Source organism: Cryobacterium sp. Hh7 (genome assembly GCF_004403155.1).
Classification (GTDB): Bacteria; Actinomycetota; Actinomycetes; order Actinomycetales; family Microbacteriaceae; genus Cryobacterium; species Cryobacterium levicorallinum.
This window is the reverse complement of sequence record NZ_SOHG01000026.1, coordinates 106,319-125,661: the sequence shown is the minus strand read 5'-3', so window position 1 is coordinate 125,661 and position 19,343 is coordinate 106,319. Positions and strand designations below refer to the sequence as shown.

General features: G+C 66.0%; 17 protein-coding genes. 12 read left to right on the top strand and 5 right to left on the bottom strand.

Going from position 1 to position 19,343, the window contains the following annotated elements:
* Positions 1–101: 101 nt before the first annotated feature.
* A complete protein-coding gene (locus E3T43_RS09605) occupies positions 102–1,517 on the top strand; it encodes a GH1 family beta-glucosidase (RefSeq protein WP_134472284.1) in 1,416 nt (471 codons plus the stop codon).
* A 123-nt stretch (positions 1,518–1,640) separates the two neighbouring features.
* On the opposite strand, the gene E3T43_RS09600 is transcribed toward E3T43_RS09605, so the two are convergent.
* Positions 1,641–2,564: an LLM class F420-dependent oxidoreductase gene (locus tag E3T43_RS09600; protein ID WP_092452458.1), complete on the bottom strand. Its 924-nt coding sequence runs from the start codon at positions 2,562–2,564 to the stop codon at positions 1,641–1,643.
* Entirely contained in the window at positions 2,561–3,457 is an 897-nt protein-coding gene (locus E3T43_RS09595; RefSeq protein WP_134472283.1) for a site-specific DNA-methyltransferase, read from the bottom strand. The genes E3T43_RS09600 and E3T43_RS09595 overlap by 4 nt, the downstream gene beginning before the upstream one ends.
* A 49-nt stretch (positions 3,458–3,506) precedes the next feature.
* On the opposite strand from E3T43_RS09595, the gene E3T43_RS09590 reads away from it, so the two are divergent.
* Positions 3,507–3,845 (top strand): GNAT family N-acetyltransferase, encoded by a 339-nt coding sequence (locus E3T43_RS09590; protein WP_134442744.1) that lies wholly within the window; start codon positions 3,507–3,509, stop codon positions 3,843–3,845.
* 36 nt (positions 3,846–3,881) lie between these two features.
* Here E3T43_RS09590 and E3T43_RS09585 read toward each other — a convergent pair whose 3' ends face one another.
* Positions 3,882–4,934, bottom strand: a complete 1,053-nt coding sequence (locus tag E3T43_RS09585; RefSeq protein WP_134472282.1) for a biotin/lipoate A/B protein ligase family protein — start codon at positions 4,932–4,934, stop codon at positions 3,882–3,884.
* A gap of 9 nt (positions 4,935–4,943) precedes the next feature.
* A complete protein-coding gene (locus tag E3T43_RS09580; protein WP_134442746.1) occupies positions 4,944–5,786 on the bottom strand; it encodes an alpha/beta fold hydrolase in 843 nt (280 codons plus the stop codon).
* Between the two features lie 84 nt (positions 5,787–5,870).
* On the opposite strand from E3T43_RS09580, the gene E3T43_RS09575 reads away from it, so the two are divergent.
* Together E3T43_RS09575 and E3T43_RS09570 are read left to right on the top strand one after the other, a co-directional pair.
* Positions 5,871–6,362: a MarR family winged helix-turn-helix transcriptional regulator gene (locus E3T43_RS09575; protein ID WP_134442747.1), complete on the top strand. Its 492-nt coding sequence runs from the start codon at positions 5,871–5,873 to the stop codon at positions 6,360–6,362.
* A gap of 5 nt (positions 6,363–6,367) precedes the next feature.
* The gene (locus tag E3T43_RS09570) at positions 6,368–7,801 is read left to right on the top strand and encodes an MFS transporter (protein ID WP_174844337.1); all 1,434 of its coding nucleotides are present in this window, start codon (positions 6,368–6,370) and stop codon (positions 7,799–7,801) included.
* A 173-nt stretch (positions 7,802–7,974) separates the two neighbouring features.
* Here the strand turns inward: E3T43_RS09570 and E3T43_RS09565 are convergent, their stop codons facing one another.
* Positions 7,975–8,982: a LacI family DNA-binding transcriptional regulator gene (locus tag E3T43_RS09565; RefSeq protein ID WP_134472304.1), complete on the bottom strand. Its 1,008-nt coding sequence runs from the start codon at positions 8,980–8,982 to the stop codon at positions 7,975–7,977.
* 204 nt (positions 8,983–9,186) lie between these two features.
* Here E3T43_RS09565 and E3T43_RS09560 point away from each other — a divergent pair, with 204 nt between their 5' ends.
* From E3T43_RS09560 to E3T43_RS09525, 8 genes are all read left to right on the top strand, one after another.
* Entirely contained in the window at positions 9,187–10,710 is a 1,524-nt protein-coding gene (locus E3T43_RS09560) for a sugar ABC transporter ATP-binding protein (protein ID WP_134472280.1), read from the top strand.
* Positions 10,707–11,741, top strand: coding sequence for an ABC transporter permease (locus E3T43_RS09555; RefSeq protein ID WP_134472279.1), 1,035 nt, complete (start codon positions 10,707–10,709; stop codon positions 11,739–11,741). Before E3T43_RS09560 ends, E3T43_RS09555 begins: the two co-directional genes overlap by 4 nt.
* Positions 11,734–12,789 (top strand): ABC transporter permease, encoded by a 1,056-nt coding sequence (locus E3T43_RS09550; RefSeq protein WP_134472278.1) that lies wholly within the window; start codon positions 11,734–11,736, stop codon positions 12,787–12,789. The genes E3T43_RS09555 and E3T43_RS09550 overlap by 8 nt, the downstream gene beginning before the upstream one ends.
* Before the next feature lie 64 nt (positions 12,790–12,853).
* Entirely contained in the window at positions 12,854–13,906 is a 1,053-nt protein-coding gene (gene rhaS / locus E3T43_RS09545; RefSeq protein ID WP_134472277.1) for a rhamnose ABC transporter substrate-binding protein, read from the top strand.
* A gap of 114 nt (positions 13,907–14,020) precedes the next feature.
* Positions 14,021–14,428, top strand: a complete 408-nt coding sequence (locus E3T43_RS09540; RefSeq protein WP_241978902.1) for an L-rhamnose mutarotase — start codon at positions 14,021–14,023, stop codon at positions 14,426–14,428.
* Positions 14,425–15,591 carry an L-rhamnose isomerase gene (rhaI, locus tag E3T43_RS09535; RefSeq protein WP_166791289.1) on the top strand — a complete coding sequence of 389 codons (1,167 nt, stop codon included), beginning with the start codon at positions 14,425–14,427 and terminating at the stop codon, positions 15,589–15,591. The genes E3T43_RS09540 and rhaI overlap by 4 nt, the downstream gene beginning before the upstream one ends.
* A 122-nt stretch (positions 15,592–15,713) precedes the next feature.
* Positions 15,714–17,753, top strand: coding sequence for a bifunctional aldolase/short-chain dehydrogenase (locus E3T43_RS09530; RefSeq protein ID WP_134472276.1), 2,040 nt, complete (start codon positions 15,714–15,716; stop codon positions 17,751–17,753).
* A gap of 70 nt (positions 17,754–17,823) precedes the next feature.
* Positions 17,824–19,311 carry a rhamnulokinase family protein gene (locus E3T43_RS09525; RefSeq protein WP_134472275.1) on the top strand — a complete coding sequence of 496 codons (1,488 nt, stop codon included), beginning with the start codon at positions 17,824–17,826 and terminating at the stop codon, positions 19,309–19,311.
* The last annotated feature ends 32 nt before the right edge of the window (positions 19,312–19,343 follow it).

Below are 19,343 nucleotides of genomic sequence, written 5' to 3'. Positions count from 1 at the left end.
GATGGCCGGTTCGCAGCCGATTGCTGGGACGGTTCGACCGGATGTCCGCGGTTACGCCCTCGTCACTGGTCGAATTCCTCGCCGCGGGGTACCGTTTCGTCATGTCGCAGATCACACCCACACCGTTCACCTGGCCGCACGGATTTCTCTGGGGGTCGGCGACGGCCGCCGCGCAGATCGAGGGCGCCGGCCACGCTGGTGGCAAGGAAGATTCGATCTGGGATGCGTTCGCGCGGGTGAAGGGCGCCATCGCTGGCGACGACGACCTCGAGACAGCGGTCGATCACTACCACCGGATGCCCGCCGATGTGCGGCTCATGTCCTCGCTCGGCCTCGACGCCTACCGGTTCTCGACCAGCTGGGCCCGCGTGCGCCCGGGCGATCGAGCGATGAACCCCGAGGGGCTGGACTTCTACTCCCGCCTGGTCGACGAGCTGCTCGGCGCCGGCATTCTGCCCTGGCTCACCCTGTACCACTGGGACCTGCCGCAGGCCCTCGAGGAGGAAGGCGGCTGGGCGAACCGCGACACCGCCTACCGGTTCGTCGACTACGCCAGGGATGTCTACTCCGCGCTGGGCGACCGGGTCACCCACTGGACCACCTTCAACGAGCCGTTCTGCTCCTCACTGCTCGGCTACGGATCGGGCGCCCACGCGCCGGGCCGGCAAGATGGCCGGGCTGCGGTCGCTGCGGTGCATCACCAGCACCTCGCGCACGGGCTCGCGGTGAACGCGTTGCGCTCGGCCGGGGCGCAGAACCTCGGGATCACCCTGAATCTCACAAATGCCGTACCGCGCGATGCGGCCGACCCGATCGACATCGAGGCGGCCCGTCGACTCGACTCGCTCGCCAACCGCATCTTCCTCGACCCACTGCTGCGCGGCACCTACCCCGACGACACCTTGCACGACCTCGAGCCGTTCGGACTCGCCGAGGTCATCCACTCCGACGATCTTGAGATCATCGCGGCCCCCCTCGATTTTCTCGGCGTCAACCACTACCACGACGACCTCGTGAGCGGCCATGCGGATGCCTCGGCGACCGATGGTCACGCCGGTGGCGCCGACCGGCCCGTCGGTTCACCGTGGATCGGATCGGAGTACATCACCTTCCCCAGCCGCGGACTGCCCCGCACCGCGATGGACTGGGAGGTCAACCCCGACGGCCTGCGCCTGCTGCTGGTGCGGCTCGGCCAGGAGTACGACCGGCTGCCGCCGCTCTACGTGACCGAGAACGGCGCCGCCTACGACGACACGGTGAGCGCCGACCGCGCCGTGCACGACGTGGAACGCACGGAGTACATCGCGGCGCACATCAACAAGGTGGGCGAGGCTATCGCGGCCGGCGCTGACGTGCGCGGGTACTTCGTCTGGTCGCTGCTCGACAACTTTGAGTGGTCGTACGGCTACGAGAAACGGTTCGGCATCGTGCGGGTCGACTACAAGACACTCGAACGCACGGTGAAGGACAGCGGGCGCATGTACGCGGCGCACATTCGGGCGGCACACGGGGGCTGAGCCGGGCGCCGCCCGGGCCTCGCGGCACGTGTTTGGGAGATTGACACTGGTTTGAACACGTGCGAGCTCCCCAAACGCGTGCCACCGGCGGATGCCGGCGCCGCGGCATCCGCTCGGCGCGCCTCAGCGCAGCTGCGGAACCACCTCGGCGGCCAAAAACTCCAGGTGCTCGAGGTCGGACAGATCCATGATCTGCAGGTAGACGCACTCGACGCCGGAATCGGCGAGAGCGCCGAGTCGGTCGACGATCTCGGAGGCGGTGCCGGCAAGGCCGTGCTCACGCAGCTCGGCCGGCTCGCGACCGACCGAGGCCGCCCGGCGGGCGAACTCCGTCTCATCCGAGCCGCCGACGGCGATCAGCGCCGCCGAGTAGGTGAGCTCGGCCGGGTCGCGGTCGATGGCCTCACAGGCCGCCCGCACGCCGTCGAACTTGCCCGCAATGTCGGCGAAGTCGGGAAACGGCAGGTTGAACTCGGTCGCGAAGCGAGCCGCGAGTTTCGGGGTGCGCTTGGCACCGCCGCCACCCACGATCACCGGCACTCGCGCCTGTGTGGGCTTCGGCAGCGCCGGCGAATCGACGAGGGTGTAGTGCTCGCCGGCGAAGTCGTAGCGGGCCCCGACCGGGGTGTTCCACAGTCCGGTGATGATCTCGAGCTGTTCCTCGAGCAGGCCGAACCGCTTGTCCGGAAACGGGATGCCGTAGGCGAGGTGCTCCTGCTCGAACCAGCCGGTGCCGAGGCCGAGCTCGACGCGCCCACCCGACATCTGGTCGACCTGCGCGACCTGGATGGCCAGAATTCCCGGCGGCCGGTAGGTCACCGAGGAGACCAGGGTACCCAAACGGATGCGTTTTGTCTCCCGCGCCAACCCGGCGAGGGTGGTCCAGGCATCCGTCGGGCCGGGCAGGCCATCACCGTCACCCATGACCTGGTAATGGTCGCTGCGAAAGAATGCGTCGAAGCCGAGCCGCTCGGTGGCCTGCGCGACGGCCAGGACGTCGTCGTAGCTGGCACCCTGCTGGGGCTCGGTGAAAATGCGAAATTTCATGGGTTCTCCTGAGTTAGTTCTAGAAATTCGACGCCTGGCACCAGCTCGAACCGGGCACGCATCACGACGAGCGCTTCGGGGTTCTGGTCGATCAGTACGAAGCGACGGGCGAGGGCGGCCGCGACGGCGCCGGTGGTGCCGCTGCCAGCGAAGAAGTCGAGCACCCAGTCGCCCTCGCGACTGGACGCCTGCATGATGCGCCGCAGGATTCCGACCGGTTTCTGGGTGGGGTAGCCGGTTTTCTCCTTGCCGGTGGGCGAGACGATGGTGTGCCACCAGACATCCGTCGGCAGTTTGCCCTTGGCGACTTTTTCGGGCGTGACCAGACCAGGAGCCATATACGGCTCCCGGTCTACGGTCGTGGAGTCGAAGTAGTAGCTGGCCGGATTCTTCACGTAGACCAGAATCGTGTCGTGTTTGGTCGGCCACTTGTTCTTCGATTTGGCTCCGTAGTCGTAAGCCCAGATGAGCTCGTTGAGAAAGCATTCCCGGCCGAACAGGGCATCGAGCAGCACCTTGGCGTAGTGCGCTTCGCGGTAATCGAGGTGCAGGTAGAGCGTGCCGTCGTCGGCCAGCAGCCGCCAGGCCTCGATCAGGCGCGGCTCCAGAAAAGCCCAATAGTCCTCGAACTGGTCGTCGTAGCCGAGCAGGTCGCCCTTGATGCGCTCGTAGCGCTGGCCCTTGAACCCGGTGATCGTTCCGGTCGCGTGGGATCCATCGGTGGCGACCGAACGCACCGACGTGGTGGTCTGGCGTTTCTGTGACCGGCCGGTGTTGAACGGCGGGTCGAGATAGATCAGGGTGAAGGCACCGTCCGGCAGGCTCGGCAACACCTTGAGGTTGTTGGCGTGGATGACACGGCTCGGACTGGTCGGTGTCCACGAGAAAGGCATTTGTCTATTCTTTCAGCCTCCGCGCCGTCTATCGGCTTAGTCTGTCGGGATGACTGCTGAATCGGCTACCATCCACTCGCAGGATCTGGCTGAAGCCGGCACTCTGCAGGTGCGCCACAACCCCGAGCAGAACCGGTACACGGTCTGGCTCGGCGACGACTGCGTCGGCCTGGCCGACTACGTCACCACGCAATCGGCGGTGCATTTCACGCACACCGAGGTCGACCCGACCCGGCGCGCCCACGGTTTGGCGAGCATCCTGGTCGAGCAGGCGCTCGACGACGTGCGCGTGCGCACCGACCTGGCCGTGGTGGCCGACTGCTCGTATGTGGCGCATTGGATCGACACGCACGCGGAGTACCAGGACCTGCTGACCCGCGGCCGGTAGCCGATTCTGGGTGAGCGGATGCCGGCATCCGCTCACCTAGGGAACCCGCGTCAGCCATTCCTCGGTGCTGAACTTGTTCGCGACGAGCTCGGTGGCCTTGGCGTATTCCTCGGCGGTGACGTCGCCCTCGGAGGCGCCGTAGAGGCCGGTGAAGGTCTCCTTCATGCGTTCGATGATCTCGGCACGGCTCAGGCCGGTTTGGCTGCGCAACGGATCGACGCGCTTGGCGGCACTCGTAATGCCCTTGTCGCTGAGTTTTTCGCGGCCGATGCGCAGCACCTGCACCATTTTTTCGCCGTCCATGTCGTAGCTCATGGTGACGTGGTGCAGTACGGCGCCGCTTCCGAGTCGCTTCTGGGCGGCCCCGCCGATCTTGCCGGTCGGGCTCGTGATGTCGTTGAGCGGCTGGTAGTGCGCATCGATGCCGAGCGATTTGAGCGCGGTGATGACCCACTCGTCCAGAAATGCGTAGGAGTCGGCGAAGCTCATGCCCTGCACGAGGTCGGTCGGCGCGTAGATCGAATAGGTGATGACCGAGCCAGCCTCCATGAACATGGCGCCGCCACCGCTGATGCGCCGAACCACGGTGAAGCCGTACTTCGCGGCGTTCTCGGGGTCGACCTCGTTTTTGAGCGACTGAAAACTGCCGATGACCACGGCCGGTTCGTTCCACTCCCAGATGCGTAGGGTGGGTTGGCGGCGACCCTCGCCGACCTCGATGGCGAGCACCTCGTCGAGGGCCATCTGCAGCACGGGCGCGACCGGCGTCTGCGAGTGGATGATCTGCCAGTCGTAGTCTCGCCAGGTGCTCGCCTGCGCGAGCGACCGGCGAATGGCGACCGCGACGGCCTCCGGCGAGAAGCCGAGCAGAATCGCGCCGGCCGGCAGCGCGCCACGCACGGCGTCCGCGATCGCAGCAGCCGTACTGCCGGCGGGCAGACCGGTCACCGCCGCGTTGATGTCCTCGAGGGCATCGTCGGGTTCGAGAAAGAAGTCCCCGGCCAGACGAAAATTGGCAATGACATCGTCGACGACATCGAGATCAACGACGACCAGTTTGCCGCCCGGAACCTTATATTCACCATGCATGGTTTCAGCCTACGACGTGAATCGTTCGTCGAGCCAGGCGACGAGGTCGCCGATGGCCTCGTCGCGGTTGGTCTCGTTGAAGACCTCGTGGCGCGCACCCGGGTACACGATCAGGCGCACATCGCGCAGCCCCGACCGCTTGACGTAGGCGTTCACCAGTTTGAGCGCGCTGCGTTCGCCACCGACGGTGTCGTCCCCGCCGACCAGAACAAGCATCGGCAGGTCGCTGGGCAGATTTTTCGCTGGCCGGCCGAACAGTCGGGCAGCCTCACGCAGGCCGAATAGCTTGGCGAGCGGCGTCGCCGTGGTCAGCGGGTCGGCCACGAACGCCTGAGCTACGGCCGGGTCCCGGCTGAGCCACTCGACTCCGGTCGTGCCGAGTGTTTTGTGCTTGCGGTTAAGGTCGCCGCCGTCGAGATAGCCCGGCCAGCGGTAGGCGCTGCCGGAGAGCACGATCGCGTCGTACTCGGCGGCGTGCGCGTTCACGATCATTTGGGCCATGAACGATCCCCAGCTGTGTCCGAGCAGCACGAGGGGCAGTGTCGGGTTTTCTGAGCGGATGATTCCACTCAGCTGATGCACGCCGGCCACAGCCGCGCGCAGCCCGCCGGCGCCCAGCCGACCAAGTTTCGTGTGGTCACCGCCATGCTGGGCAAGCCCGGTCTGGCCGTGGCCCAGGTGGTCGTCGGCGTAGACGCTGTAGCCGGCTCGGTTAAGGTCCGCGGCGAGAGCCGCATAGCGCTGGGCGTGTTCGCCGACGCCGTGGGCGAGCTGGATCACGGCTTTGGGGGCGTCGATCGGCCAAACGTGGTAGGTGACGACCAGGCCAGAGGTATCCGTATATGTGGGCACTAGGATAGTCTGCCCTGTTCCAGGCCTGCTGCCAATATACTTAGCATAGCTAATTTGCTATGCTAAGGATATATGGAATCACGAATGCACCCCAAGACCGCGGCCCTCGGCGTCATCAAGGCGCAGCCGCCCCTGAAGAGCGAGCCCACCGCGGCGAACAACACCGCCGAGCTCAGCCACGAATTTCGTCTGGCCAACGGCCGCCTCGCCCGCCGCCTGCGCCAGGAGAAGGCCGAGAACGAACTCGGCAGCGGCCAGTTCTCAGCCCTCGGCGTGCTCTACGTGCACGGCCCGTTAACGCTCACCGAACTCAGCGAGTTCGAGCGCGTCACCCCGCCGTCAATGACCCGCACGGTCAAATGCCTCGTCGATGCCGGCCTCGTCGCCCGCACCGATTCCACCCTCGACGGCCGCAAGATTGTGCTGCGCACAACGGATGCCGCGAGCGAGATGATGACCGAGACCCGCAAGCGTCGAGATGCCTGGCTGGTGCAACGCGTCGCCCAGCTCAGTCCCGCCCAGCGCAGCACCCTCGCCGACGCGACCATCATCATGAAGGAGCTCGCCGACAGTTGAGTGCCATGTTTCGCTCGCTGAGCGTCGTCAATTACCGCATCTGGTTCGCCGGGGCTTTGGTGTCGAACATCGGCACCTGGATGCAGCGCACCGCCCAGGACTGGATCGTTCTCACCCAGCTCACCAACTACGACGCGACAGCGGTCGGCATCACCATGGCGCTGCAGCTCGGCCCGCAGCTCGTGCTCATGCCGTGGTCCGGCCTTATCGCCGACCGATTCAACCGGCGCAAGCTGCTCATTCTCACCCAGACCCTGATGGGCCTGCTCGCGCTCGGCCTCGGCATTCTGACCGTGCTCGAGGTGGCCCAGCTCTGGCACGTCTACCTGTTCGCCCTCGGCCTCGGCGTCGTCGCCGCGATCGACGCGCCAGCCCGTCAGACCTTCGTCTCCGAGCTCGTCGCCGAAGACCAGCTGTCGAACGCGGTCGCGCTGAACTCAGCGTCATTCCACGGTGCACGCCTGATCGGGCCGGCCGCGGCCGGTCTGCTCACCGTCGCCGTCGGCGCCGGCTGGGTCTTCATGATCAACGCGGTCACCTTCGCCGCGACCGTCTTCGCCATGACGCTGCTGCGCACCCACCAGCTACGTCGCCAACCGAAGGCAAGCCGGGAGCGCGGCCAACTCCTCGCCGGCTTTCGCTATGTGCGGGGTCGCTCCGACATCGTCGTCGTCATGATCGCGGTCTTCCTGATCGGAACCTTCGGCCTCAACTTCGCCATCTTCACCTCGACCATGGCCACAATCGAGTTCGGCCGGGGAGCCGCAGAGTTCGGCCTGCTCAGCTCGATCATGGCCATCGGCGCTGTCATCGGCGCGCTCCTCGCCGCCCGGCGCAGCCGCGCCAGGCTCCGCCTGATCGTGCTCGGCGCCGCCCTGTTCGGCCTGGCCTGCGCCCTGTCGGCCATTATGCCGACGTATGCCACTTTCGCCATATCTCTCACCCTGGTCGGCCTGTCGTCGCTCACCCTGATGACCACCGCGAACGCCTACGTGCAAACGACGACCCGGCCCGAGATGCGCGGCCGCGTCATGGCGCTCTACATGGCCATCTTCGTCGGCGGCACTCCCCTCGGCGCCCCGCTGGTCGGCTGGGTAGCGGATGCCTTCGGCCCGCGCTGGGCGCTCGGCCTCGCCGCGATCTCCGGCCTCCTGGCCGCTGCCGTCGTGCTGTTCTGGATGGTGCGGTATCGCCGACTGCGGGTGCAGCTGCATCCGTTCACCTCACCTCGGGTGCGCGTGCTGCACGCCGGCGACGGGCGCGAGGTGCCCGTGGCCAAACCGAGTCGTCGCGACCGAGGCCGGACCGCCGTGCTCGAGCGGGAGCGCGCGGATGACTCGGAGGACGCGCCAGAACTGGATCGTGAGCGTGCCGCCGAACGCAACCGCGAGACTGCCACGCGCGAGATCGCAATCGTCGAGGCCACGGCCCCGCGCTAGCTCCCTTTTCGTTCGGGGCCCGGGCCCGGAAAGCGGGCCCAGTTTATAACCTGGGCCCGGGTAGCGGGCCCGGGCCCGGGACGAATTTCCACGTCGAGGGGGCGCTGACGCTGAGTCGACAACTTCCGGTGGTTGACGCACGACCACGCCCCACAGACGTGTCGAGCGAGCGGTCAGGCCTGGGTGGACTCGCGAATGACGAGTTCGGGCTGGAACACGATCTGCTCGTGCTCGAATGCCGCGCCACCCTCGGCCTCGCGCAGCAGCAGGTCGACGGCGGTGTAGCCGATGAGCACACTCGGCTGACGAATCGACGACAGCGGAACGACCGCTGCAGAGGCAAAGGCAATGTCGTCGTACCCGATCAGCGCGATATCCCGGGGCACGTGCAGGTCGCCACGCATATTGAGCGCCTGCAGCACCCCGATGGCAAGCAAGTCGTTGGCGGCGAAGATCGCGTCGGGCCGGTCGCCCGGAGCACGCTCGAGGATGCGCTCGCCCGCCGCCCGGCCGGCCAGCACCGAGAGGGCCTCGGTCTCGATGGCCTCAATGGACGCCGACGGATGCTCCGCCACGGCTTGCCGCGCACCCTCCAGCCGGTCAACAACCTGTCGAATACTGCTTGGGCCGCCAACGAAGGCGAGGTGGGTGCGTCCGATATCCAGCAGGTGATGTGCCGCGAGGCGCCCCCCAGCAATGTCGTCAACCGCGACCGAGGAGAAACTGCGGTCTTCGGTCTGTCGGTCCACCAGAACGGTCGGCGTGCCGCGGGCACGCAGCCGCGTCAGCCGGTCGCCGACGTCACCGAGCGGCGAGATGAGCACGCCGTGCACGCGCTGCTCCTCAAACAGATCGAGGTAGGCGGCCTCCCGCGCGAGGTTGTCGTCGGTATTACCGAGCAGAACTGCAAGCCCCTCTTCGGCGGCTCGATCTTCGGCACCTCGGGCAAGGTCGGTGAAGAAAGGGTTGGCTACATCGAGCACGACGAGCCCCAGGCTGCGGCTGCGGCCGGCCCGCAGCTGGCGGGCGGCGTCATTGCGCACAAAGCCGAGCTCGTCAATGGCGGCCTGCACCCGAACGACGGTGGCAGCAGACACCTTTTCGGGGCGGTTCATCACGTTGGATACGGTGCCAACGGAAACCTTGGCCAGTGCAGCGACGTCGCGCACGTTAACAGTCATATCCATGTTTCTTCCCAGCTCGAAGTTGGTGGGGCTTAAAGCGCCCGTTCATCTGTCATTCTCTCGCATTTCGGGACGAAATTACCATCGTTTCAAAACTGTGACGGCGTTTCGCTTGACACGGTGAGCGCGTCGACATAAATTGTGAACACCGCCTCATTAAAACGATTCAATTTCTCTGTCGCACTACGAATAGGCCAATCAATGTCGATCAGTCCCGGTACCGCCGGACCAGCCGCGCTCGAACTTCGCGGTGTCGCCAAATCATTCGGCGCGGTCGTCGCACTCAAGTCCGCCAACCTCACCGTGCAGATGAATTCCATTCACGCCCTGGTCGGCGAGAACGGTGCTGGCAAGTCCACTCTCGTGAAAATCATCGCAGGCCTGTATCAGCGCGACGCCGGCGATTTTCGACTGCGCGGCGAATCGGTCAACTTCAAGTCAACCGCCGAATCCAAGGCTTCCGGCATCGCCGTGATTTACCAGGAGCCCACCCTCTTTCCCGACCTGTCGGTGACCGAGAACATTTTCATGGGCCGTCAACCCACCAACCGGTTCGGCCGAATCGACCGCAAGGCCATGCGCGCCGAGGTCGAGGAACTCTTCAGCCGGCTCGCCGTGCGCATCGATCCCGACCGCCCGGCCGAGGGACTCTCGATCGCCGACCAGCAGATCATCGAGATCGCCAAGGCCATCTCCCTCGATGCCCGGGTGCTGATCATGGACGAGCCGACAGCAGCCCTCAGCGGCGTCGAGGTCGAGCGGCTGTTCGCCGTCGCCCGTAGCCTGCGTGACGAGGGTCGCGCCCTGGTGTTCATCTCACACCGCTTCGACGAGGTCTTCGCCCTGTGCGACATGATCACGGTCATGCGCGACGGCGACTACATCTCGACCGACAGCATCGAGCACACCAGCGTCGCCGAAATCGTGCGCCGCATGGTCGGTCGCGATGTCACCGAGTTGTTCCCGAAAACCGTCGCCCCGATCGGCGACGTGGTGTTGGAGGTCAACGGACTCGGCGTCACCGGGCTGTTCCACGACATCAACTTCACGGTGCGAGCCGGCGAGATCGTCGGCCTGGCCGGTCTGGTCGGCGCTGGGCGCAGTGAGGTTGCGCGCGCGGTGTTCGGCATCGACCGCTACGACCGCGGATCCGTCTCAATTAGCGGCAAACGGGTGCCCCGGCGCAACCCCGTCGCCGCCATGAACCTCGGGCTCGCGCTGGTGCCGGAAGACCGCCGCAAGCAAGGCCTGGTCGTGGATTCCACCGTGGCGCGCAACGCCACCATGTCTATTCAGCGCAGCCTGGTCAAGGCCGGCCTGCTCACCGGAGCGGCCGAGAATGCCGCGGCACGCATCTGGGCGAGCCGCCTCGAGGTGAAGACCAACGCCCTGGACACCATTGTCGGCACCCTCAGTGGCGGCAACCAACAAAAGGTCGTGTTGGCCAAATGGCTCGCCACCAATCCCCGCGTGCTCATCATCGACGAACCCACCCGCGGCATCGATGTCGGCACCAAGGCAGAGGTACACCGCCTGCTCTCCGAGCTGGCCGGCCAGGGCCTCGCGATTCTGATGATTTCCTCGGAGCTGCCCGAGGTTCTCGGCATGGCCGACCGGGTTCTGGTCATGCGTGAGGGGCGAATCACCGCCGAAATCAGCCGAGCGGATGCCACATCCGAGACGGTCATGTACGCCGCGACCCACGCATCGGAGACCCACTCGTGAGCACCTTGACCGCCAAGCCCACACCGAACGTGGTTCTGCACGGCCTCGGAGTCTTTCTTCGCGCCCGAGAGACCAGCATTCTGCTCGCCCTCGCGCTTGTGATCGTCGTGACGACAATCAAGAACCCGAACTTCCTGTTCAGCTCCGACGGCTTTCGGGACCTGCTGCTCACCCCCTCAATTCTCGTCCTCGTTGCCGTGGGCCAGGCAATCGTCATCATCACCCGCAGCGTCGACCTGTCGGTCGGTTCCACACTGGGCCTCACGGCCTACCTGACCGGCCGACTGTTTCTCGACGTGCCGGGCATCCCGATCATCGTGGTGTTTCTGGCCGGTATCCTCTTCGGTGCAGCCCTCGGCCTCGTCAACGGCGCCCTGGTTGCCTTCGCCAAGGTTCCAGCCCTCGTCATTACTCTCGGCACGCTCTATGCCTACCGCGGCATCAATGTCTTCTGGGCCGGAAGCGACCGCATCAACGCCTCTGACATGCCCAAGAATTTTCTGGCCCTGGGCACGACGGAATACCTCTCCATCCCCCTGCTCACCATCATTGCCCTGGTCGTACTCATCGCCGCCGGCTGGTACATGCGCAACACCCGTGGCGGCCGGGAATTCTACGCGATTGGTTCCGAACCGGCGGCCGCGCAGCTGTACGGACTCAAGGTGACCAAGCGCATCCTCGTGGCATTCATCGCCTGCGGCGCCCTGACCGGTCTGGCCGGCGTGCTCTACGCCGCACGGTACGGCACCATCAACTCCCAGGCCGGAAGCGGGCTGGAGCTCGACGCCGTTGCGGCGGCGGTGATCGGTGGCGTGGCTATCTTCGGCGGCAGCGGCACGGTGTGGGGCGCTGCAATCGGTGCGGTGCTTCTGCTCACCATCAACCGGGCACTGCCCATTCTCGGCGTGCAGGACTTCTGGCAGCGCGCCGTCGTCGGTGCCCTCATTATCGGAGCCATCGTGCTCGACCGCTTGCTCGCCCTAAGACAAACCCGCAAACTTCTCGAATCGAGGGACGACTCGAATGAGTAACACTGCTATCGCCACCCCGACCCGGGTCTATCGCGACTACGGCCAGCCGCTGTGGCGCCGCCTGCTGGTCAACCGCGAAAGTGCCATCATCGCACTGCTCGTCATCGTGATCGTGGTGGCATCCCTCTCGGTGCGCAATTTCGACAACCCCATCACCATCACCTACCTGCTTCTCGACGTCGCGCCCATTCTGCTCATCGCCCTCCCGATGACGCTCATCATCATCACCGGGGAGATCGACCTCTCGGTGGCGAGTGTTGTCGGACTCAGCAGCGTGCTGCTCGGTACGCTGCACCAGGCGGGGCTTCCGATTCCGGCCGCCGCTGTCATCGCGATCATCGCCGGCGCGCTGGGCGGTGCCCTCAACGGGTTCCTGGTCACGGTCGTCGGCTTGCCGTCGCTCGCGGTGACCATCGGCACCCTGGCCCTCTATCGTGGCCTCGCGGTGGGCCTGCTCGGCACCACGGCGGTGACCGATTTCAACGAGTTCTGGACCACCCTGGCCAAGTCGAAGATTCCGGGCACCCCGATTCCGAGCATCACCATCCCGTTCCTCATTCTGCTGGCGATCTTTGCGATCGTGCTGCACTTCACACCGTTCGGCCGGGGCGTTTTCGCCATTGGGCTGAGCTCGGAGGCCGCCACCTTCTCGGGCGTCAACGTGAACCGCACCAAGTTCATTCTGTTCGTCGTCGCCGGAGCCGTTTCAGCTTTCGCCGGAATTTACTACACGCTCCGGTTCGGCAGCGCCCGCGGCGACAATGCCACCGGCCTGGAACTGCAGGTCATCGCCGCGGTATTGCTCGGCGGCGTCTCCATCTTCGGCGGGCGCGGTGCCCTGCACGGCGTCGTCGCCGGCGTCTTGCTCATCGGGGTACTGGGCAGCGCACTGCGCCTCGCCAACGTCACCTCCGATGTCATCAACATCATCACCGGAGTACTCCTCGTACTCTCGGTGGTGTCCACCAGCTTCCTGGTCTGGCTGCACAAGCAGCGCTCCAAGCCCAGGAGAACCCCACGAGTCGATACCGGCACACCCCTGGCCTAGGCCAGGGGCGAACGGCTCGTCGATGCAATCACATCAATTCACTTCATTGAAAGGAAGAACAACGATGTTGTTTCACAAGAATGGCTCGGGCAAGGCCCGCGTCGGCGCAATCGCAGCGATTGCCGTCAGCATTGCCCTGGTAGCTACCGGCTGCTCCTCAGGCGGCAGCACCGGCGGCAGCACTGATGGCGGCGGTGACAAGGCCAACCTGGCCATTACATTCCTGCCGAAAAACCTCGGCAATGCCTACTTCGACACCTCGGACAAGGGCGGCGAGAAGGCCATCGGCGAGTTCGGCGGCACCTACGCCGAGGTCGGGCCGTCGGAAGCGACACCGGATGCCCAGGTCAGCTACATCAATACGCTCACCCAGCAGGGCGTTGGAGCGATCGTTGTTTCCGCGAACGATCCGAAGGCCATCGGCGGCGCCCTCAACGAGGCGCGCGACGCCGGCGTCAAGGTCGTCACCTATGACTCCGACACCGATGCTGAATTCCGCGACGTGTTCATCAACCAGGCCGATTCAGCTGGTATCGCCAAGGTGCAGGTCGACCTCATCGCGGCTCAGATCGGCGATGCCGGCGAAGTGGCCATCCTCTCCGCCTCGGCCAACGCCACGAACCAGAACGCCTGGATCGAACTGATGAAGACCGACATCGCCGACAACCACCCGAACATCACCGTGGTTGAGACCGTGTACGGCGACGACGACGACCAGACCTCATTCGACAAGACTGCCGCCCTGCTGCAGACCCACCCAAACCTCAAGGGCATCATCTCCCCCACCACCGTGGGTATTGCGGCTGCGGCTCGCTACCTGCAGACCTCGGAGTACAAGGGCAAGGTTGCACTGACCGGACTCGGCACCCCGAACCAGATGCGCGACTACGTCACCGACGGCACCGTCACCGCGTTCGCGCTGTGGAACCCGGCCGACCTCGGCTACCTCGCCGCCTATGCGGCGAAGGCGCTCGTTGAGGGCACCATCACCGGTGCCGAGGGCGACACCTTCGAAGCCGGCGACCTGGGCTCGTACACCGTCGGCGCCGATGGCGTCGTTCTGCTCGGCGACCCGTTCGAGTTCAACAAAGACAACATCGCGGACTTCGACTTCTAAGTCGCAGCAGCACCACGAAGACCGGCAGGGCCGGGGTTTCATTCCCCGGCCCTGCCGCACCACCCAACCCTTTGCTTGTCACCGATCCACCCAGATGACTGAAACGATTCATTCATGCATATTTCCGAACCGGAGATCCCAGCGATGAGCGCAACCGCCACGAACCGCGTCTGCTTTCAACTGCAGGTCAAGCCGGAGCGTATCGACGAATATCGTCAGCGTCACGCGGCGGTCTGGCCCGAGATGCTCCAGGCACTTAAAGCCACCGACTGGAACAACTACTCGCTTTTTCTCCGGGCTGATGGACTGCTGATCGGGTATTTCGAAACGGTGGATCTCGCATCCGCTCAGGCCGGAATGGCTGCAACAGCCGTCAACGCGCGCTGGCAGGCCGAGATGGGCGAATTCTTCGTCGCACTCGACGGCGCCCCCGACACCGGCTTTCTACAACTGACCGAGGTGTTCCACCTCGAAGACCAACTCATTGACCTAGCAACCGCTACAGAAAGAAGTACCTCGTGACCATCAGTGCTGCCGTGCTCACCCAACTCGAGGCGCAGGCCATCGAGCTGCCCTCCTGGGCGTTCGGTAATTCCGGAACCCGGTTCAGGGTCTTTGGAACCCCGGGCACCCCGCGCACCATCGAGGAGAAAATCAGCGATGCTGCCCAGGTCAACGAGTACACCGGCCTCGCGCCGAAGATCGCCCTGCACATTCCGTGGGACAAGGTGGAGGACTACGCTGCGCTGCGGGCGTTCGCGGCCGATAAGGGGCTCACGCTCGGCACCGTCAACTCCAACACCTTTCAGGACGACGCCTACAAGTTCGGCAGCCTGACCCACACCGATAAGGCGACGCGCCAGAAGGCCATCGACCACCACTTCGAGTGCATCGACATCATGCACCAGACCGGCTCAACCGACCTCAAGATCTGGCTGGCCGACGGCACCAACTACCCGGGCCAGGGCGATATTCGCGGCCGCCAGGACCGCCTCGCCGAGTCGCTCGCCGCGATCTACGCCCGCCTTGGCGATGAGCATCGCCTCGTGCTGGAGTACAAATTCTTCGAGCCGGCTTTCTACCACACCGACGTGCCCGACTGGGGAACCAGCTACGCGCAGGTCACAGCGCTCGGCGACAAGGCCAGCGTGTGCCTCGACACCGGCCACCACGCTCCCGGCACGAACATCGAATTCATCGTCGCCCAGCTGCTGCGCCTCGGCAAGCTCGGCTCCTTCGACTTCAACTCCCGGTTCTACGCTGACGACGACCTCATCGTCGGCGCGGCCGACCCGTTCCAGCTGTTCCGCATTCTGTACGAGGTCATTCGCGGCGGCGGCTACGGCCCCGATTCGACCGTGGCGTTCATGCTCGACCAGTGCCACAACGTCGAAGACAAGATCCCCGGCCAGATCCGCTCGGTGCTGAACGTGCAGGAGATGACCGCCCGCGCGCTGCTCGTCGACCGCGACGCCCTCACCCTCGCCCAGAACGCTGGCGATGTGCTTGGCGCCAACGGCATTCTGATGGATGCCTTCTATACGGATGTGCGCCCCTCGCTTGCCGCCTGGCGCGAGAGCCGCGGCCTCGCCGGCGACCCGATGACCGCCTATGCCGCCTCCGGGTACCAGGCCAGGATCGCCGCCGAACGTGTCGGTGGCAACCAGGCCGGCTGGGGCGCGTAGGCCATGGGTCTCGATCGCTCCTTCGTCGCGCCTCGACCAGCGAGTGTCGCGCCTTCGACAGGCTCCTTCGTCGCGCCTCGACCAGCGGCACTCGACCACCGGTTTACACAGGAAGAAAAGTCATGACGCAAAACCCCGCAGCCGCCGCGCTGATTGCCCGGTCGAACCGCCTCGGCGCCGACCCGAAGAACACGAACTACGCCGGCGGCAACACCTCGGCCAAGGGCAGTGAGACCGACCCGGTCACCGGTGAGGCCGTGGAGCTGCTCTGGGTCAAGGGTTCCGGCGGAGACCTCGGCACGCTCACCGAGAAGGGGCTCGCGGTGCTGCGCCTCGATCGGCTGCTCGCGCTGAAGAACGTCTACCCCGGGGTGGACCGCGAAGACGAGATGGTCGCCGCGTTCGACTACACCCTGCACGGCAAGGGCGGTGCTGCACCGTCGATCGACACCGCCATGCACGCCCTGGTCGACGCGGCGCACGTCGACCACCTGCACCCGGACAGCGGTATCGCCATTGCGACCGCGGCCGACGGCGAAGCGCTCACGCAGACGATCTTCGGCGACAAGGTGGCCTGGGTCGATTGGCGTCGCCCCGGCTTTCAGCTCGGACTCGACATCGCCGCCATTAAAGAGGCGAACCCGACCGCGATCGGCTGCATTCTCGGCGGACACGGCATCACGGCCTGGGGCGACACCAGCGAGGCCACCGAGGCCAATTCGCTCTGGATCATCGACACCGCCGCCGCCTATATAGAGGAGCACTCGCGGCCGGAGCCGTTCGGGCCGCTGCTCGACGGGTTCGGCCCGCTTTCCGAGGAAGACCGCCGCTCCCGCGCCGCCGCTCTCGCGCCGACCATTCGCGGGCTGGTCTCCACCGACGCCCCCAAGGTCGGTCATTTCACCGACGCGCCCGAAGTACTCGACTTTCTCAATCGCGCGGAGCACCCGCGGCTCGCCGCGCTCGGCACCAGCTGCCCCGACCACTTCCTCCGCACCAAGGTCAAGCCGATGCTGCTGGATCTGCCGAGCGGAGCATCCGTTGAGGAGTCGCTCGCGCGTCTGGTGACGCTGCACGACGAGTATCGCGCCGACTACCAGGCCTATTACGACCGCAACGCGACCGACGCGTCCCCCGCCATTCGCGGCGCCGACCCCCTCGTCGTGCTCGTTCCCGGCGTGGGAATGTTCAGCTACGGCGCCAACAAGCAGACCGCGCGCGTCGCGAGCGAGTTCTACATCAACGCCATCAACGTGATGCGGGGTGCCGAGGGTCTCTCCACCTACGCCCCGATCAACGAGGCCGAGAAATTCCGCATCGAATACTGGGCCCTCGAAGAAGCCAAATTGCAGCGGATGCCCGCCGCCAAGCCGCTCGCCACCCGCGTAGCCCTTGTCACCGGTGCCGCCTCCGGCATCGGCAAAGCCATCGCCACCCGGCTGGCCGCTGAGGGCGCCTGCGTCGTCATCGCGGACCTCGACCTGGCCAAGGCGCAGGCCGCCGCCGCGGAGATCGGCGGCACCGACGTCGCGATCGGCGTGCAGGCCAACGTGACCGACGAAACGCAGGTGCAGGCCGGCGTTGACGCCGCCGTGCTCGCGTTCGGCGGACTCGACCTGGTCGTGAACAACGCCGGGCTGTCGCTGTCAAAGTCGCTGCTCGAGACCACGGTCGCCGATTGGGACCTGCAGCACAACGTGATGGCCAAGGGCTCCTTTCTGGTGTCGCGGGCGGCGGCAAAGGTGCTCATCGACCAGAAGCTCGGCGGCGACATCATCTACATCTCGTCGAAGAACTCCGTATTCGCCGGCCCGAACAACATCGCCTACTCGGCGACCAAAGCCGACCAAGCGCACCAGGTGCGGCTGCTCGCGGCCGAGCTCGGTGAGTATGGCGTGAAGGTGAACGGCATCAACCCCGATGGCGTTGTACGTGGCTCGGGCATCTTCGCCGGCGGCTGGGGCGCCAAGCGCGCCGCCGTTTATGGGGTGCCCGAGGAGGAACTCGGCAAGTACTACGCGCAGCGCACGCTGCTCAAGCGCGAAGTGCTGCCGGAGAACGTCGCCAACGCGGTCTACGTGCTCTGCACGAGCGACCTCAGCCACACCACGGGACTGCACATCCCGGTGGACGCCGGCGTCGCCGCCGCGTTCCTGCGCTGATGGGCGCGCGCATCCGCTGTGATCGTGGCGGGCGGCCCCTCACCGCGGTGCGCGATGCCCCGAGGCCGGCATGACCAGCGCCGGCACGGTAGCGGCCATCGACCTCGGTGCGTCCAGCGGGCGCGTGATGCTCGGGCATGTTGGCCACAACGAGTTGAGCATCCGCTCAGTGGCGCGGTTTGCGAACAACCCGGTGCGCACGATCGACGGGCTGCACTGGAACATCCTCGACCTCTATCGCGGCGCCATCGGCGGCCTGCGCGCTGCCGTGCGTGAGGAACCACAGCTCCTGAGCGTCGCCGTGGATTCGTGGGCGGTCGACTACGCGCTGCTGCGCGGGCAGCGGATGCTCGGCAACCCGTTTCACTACCGCGACGAGCGCACGGCGGCGGGAGTCACGGCGGTACACGCCCTCGAGTCGCCGGCAAAGTTGTACAGCCGTAACGGACTGCAGTTTCTTCCTTTTAATACGCTGTACCAGCTCGCCGCGGAACAGCTCGATGGCGGGCTCCACGGTGCTGACTCGATGCTTCTGATTCCCGACCTGATCACGTTCTGGCTGAGCGGCGAGAAGGTCGCCGAGCGCACGAACGCGTCGACGACCGGGCTGCTGCGCGCAGCTCGCGAACCCGGAATGGCGATCTCGGCGGGCTCGACCAACGGATTGGGGCAGGGCGGCGCGGGCGGCGGCGAGTGGGACGACGAGCTCATCGCGCGGCTCGGACTGCCGCGGGGGCTATTTCCGCGGCTGATCGACGCTGGGAGCCGGGTGGGTTCGGTGCTGCCCGACGTTCTGGCCGAGATCGGGGCCGGCCGCAGTATCGACGTGACGGCCGTCGGGTCGCACGACACGGCATCCGCTGTTGTGGCCGTGCCGATGACCGGGCCGAACGCTGCCTACATTTCGTCGGGAACCTGGTCACTCGTCGGGGTCGAGCTGAGCGCGCCGGTGCTGAGTGAGGCGAGCCGGGCGGCGAATTTCACCAATGAGGGCGGCGTCGACGGGCGGGTGCGCTACCTGCGCAACGTGATGGGGCTGTGGCTGCTGAGCGAATCGTTGCGCACCTGGGAGCAGTCCGGGCAGACCTTCGACCTGCCGGGTCTGCTCGGGCGAGCCGGTCAGTGGGCCGGGCCGGTCACCGTGTTCGACGTCGACGACCCGCGTTTTCTGGCGCCCGGCGACATGCCGAGCCGCATTCGCGCGTACTGCCGCGAGCACGATCTGCCCGAGCCCGCCACACCCGTCGCTCTCGTGCGCAGCATCGTCGAAAGCCTCGCGGATGCCTACGCGCGCACGTTGGATCGCGCCGCCGAACTCTCGGGAACCCGCATCGACACCGTGCACATTGTCGGTGGCGGCTCGCAGAACGAGTTGCTCTGCCAGCTCACCGCGAACCGCACCGGCCTCCCCGTGCTGGCCGGCCCGGTCGAGGCGACGGCGATCGGCAATGTGCTCGTGCAGGCGCGCGCGCAGGGCCTGGTCACCGGAAGCCTCGAGAGCCTGCGCACCCTGGTCGCGCGCGCGTTCGCGCCGCGCCGCTATGAACCGCAAGGCTGATCGCGCTGACTGGGCAACTTCCGTCGGTTAGG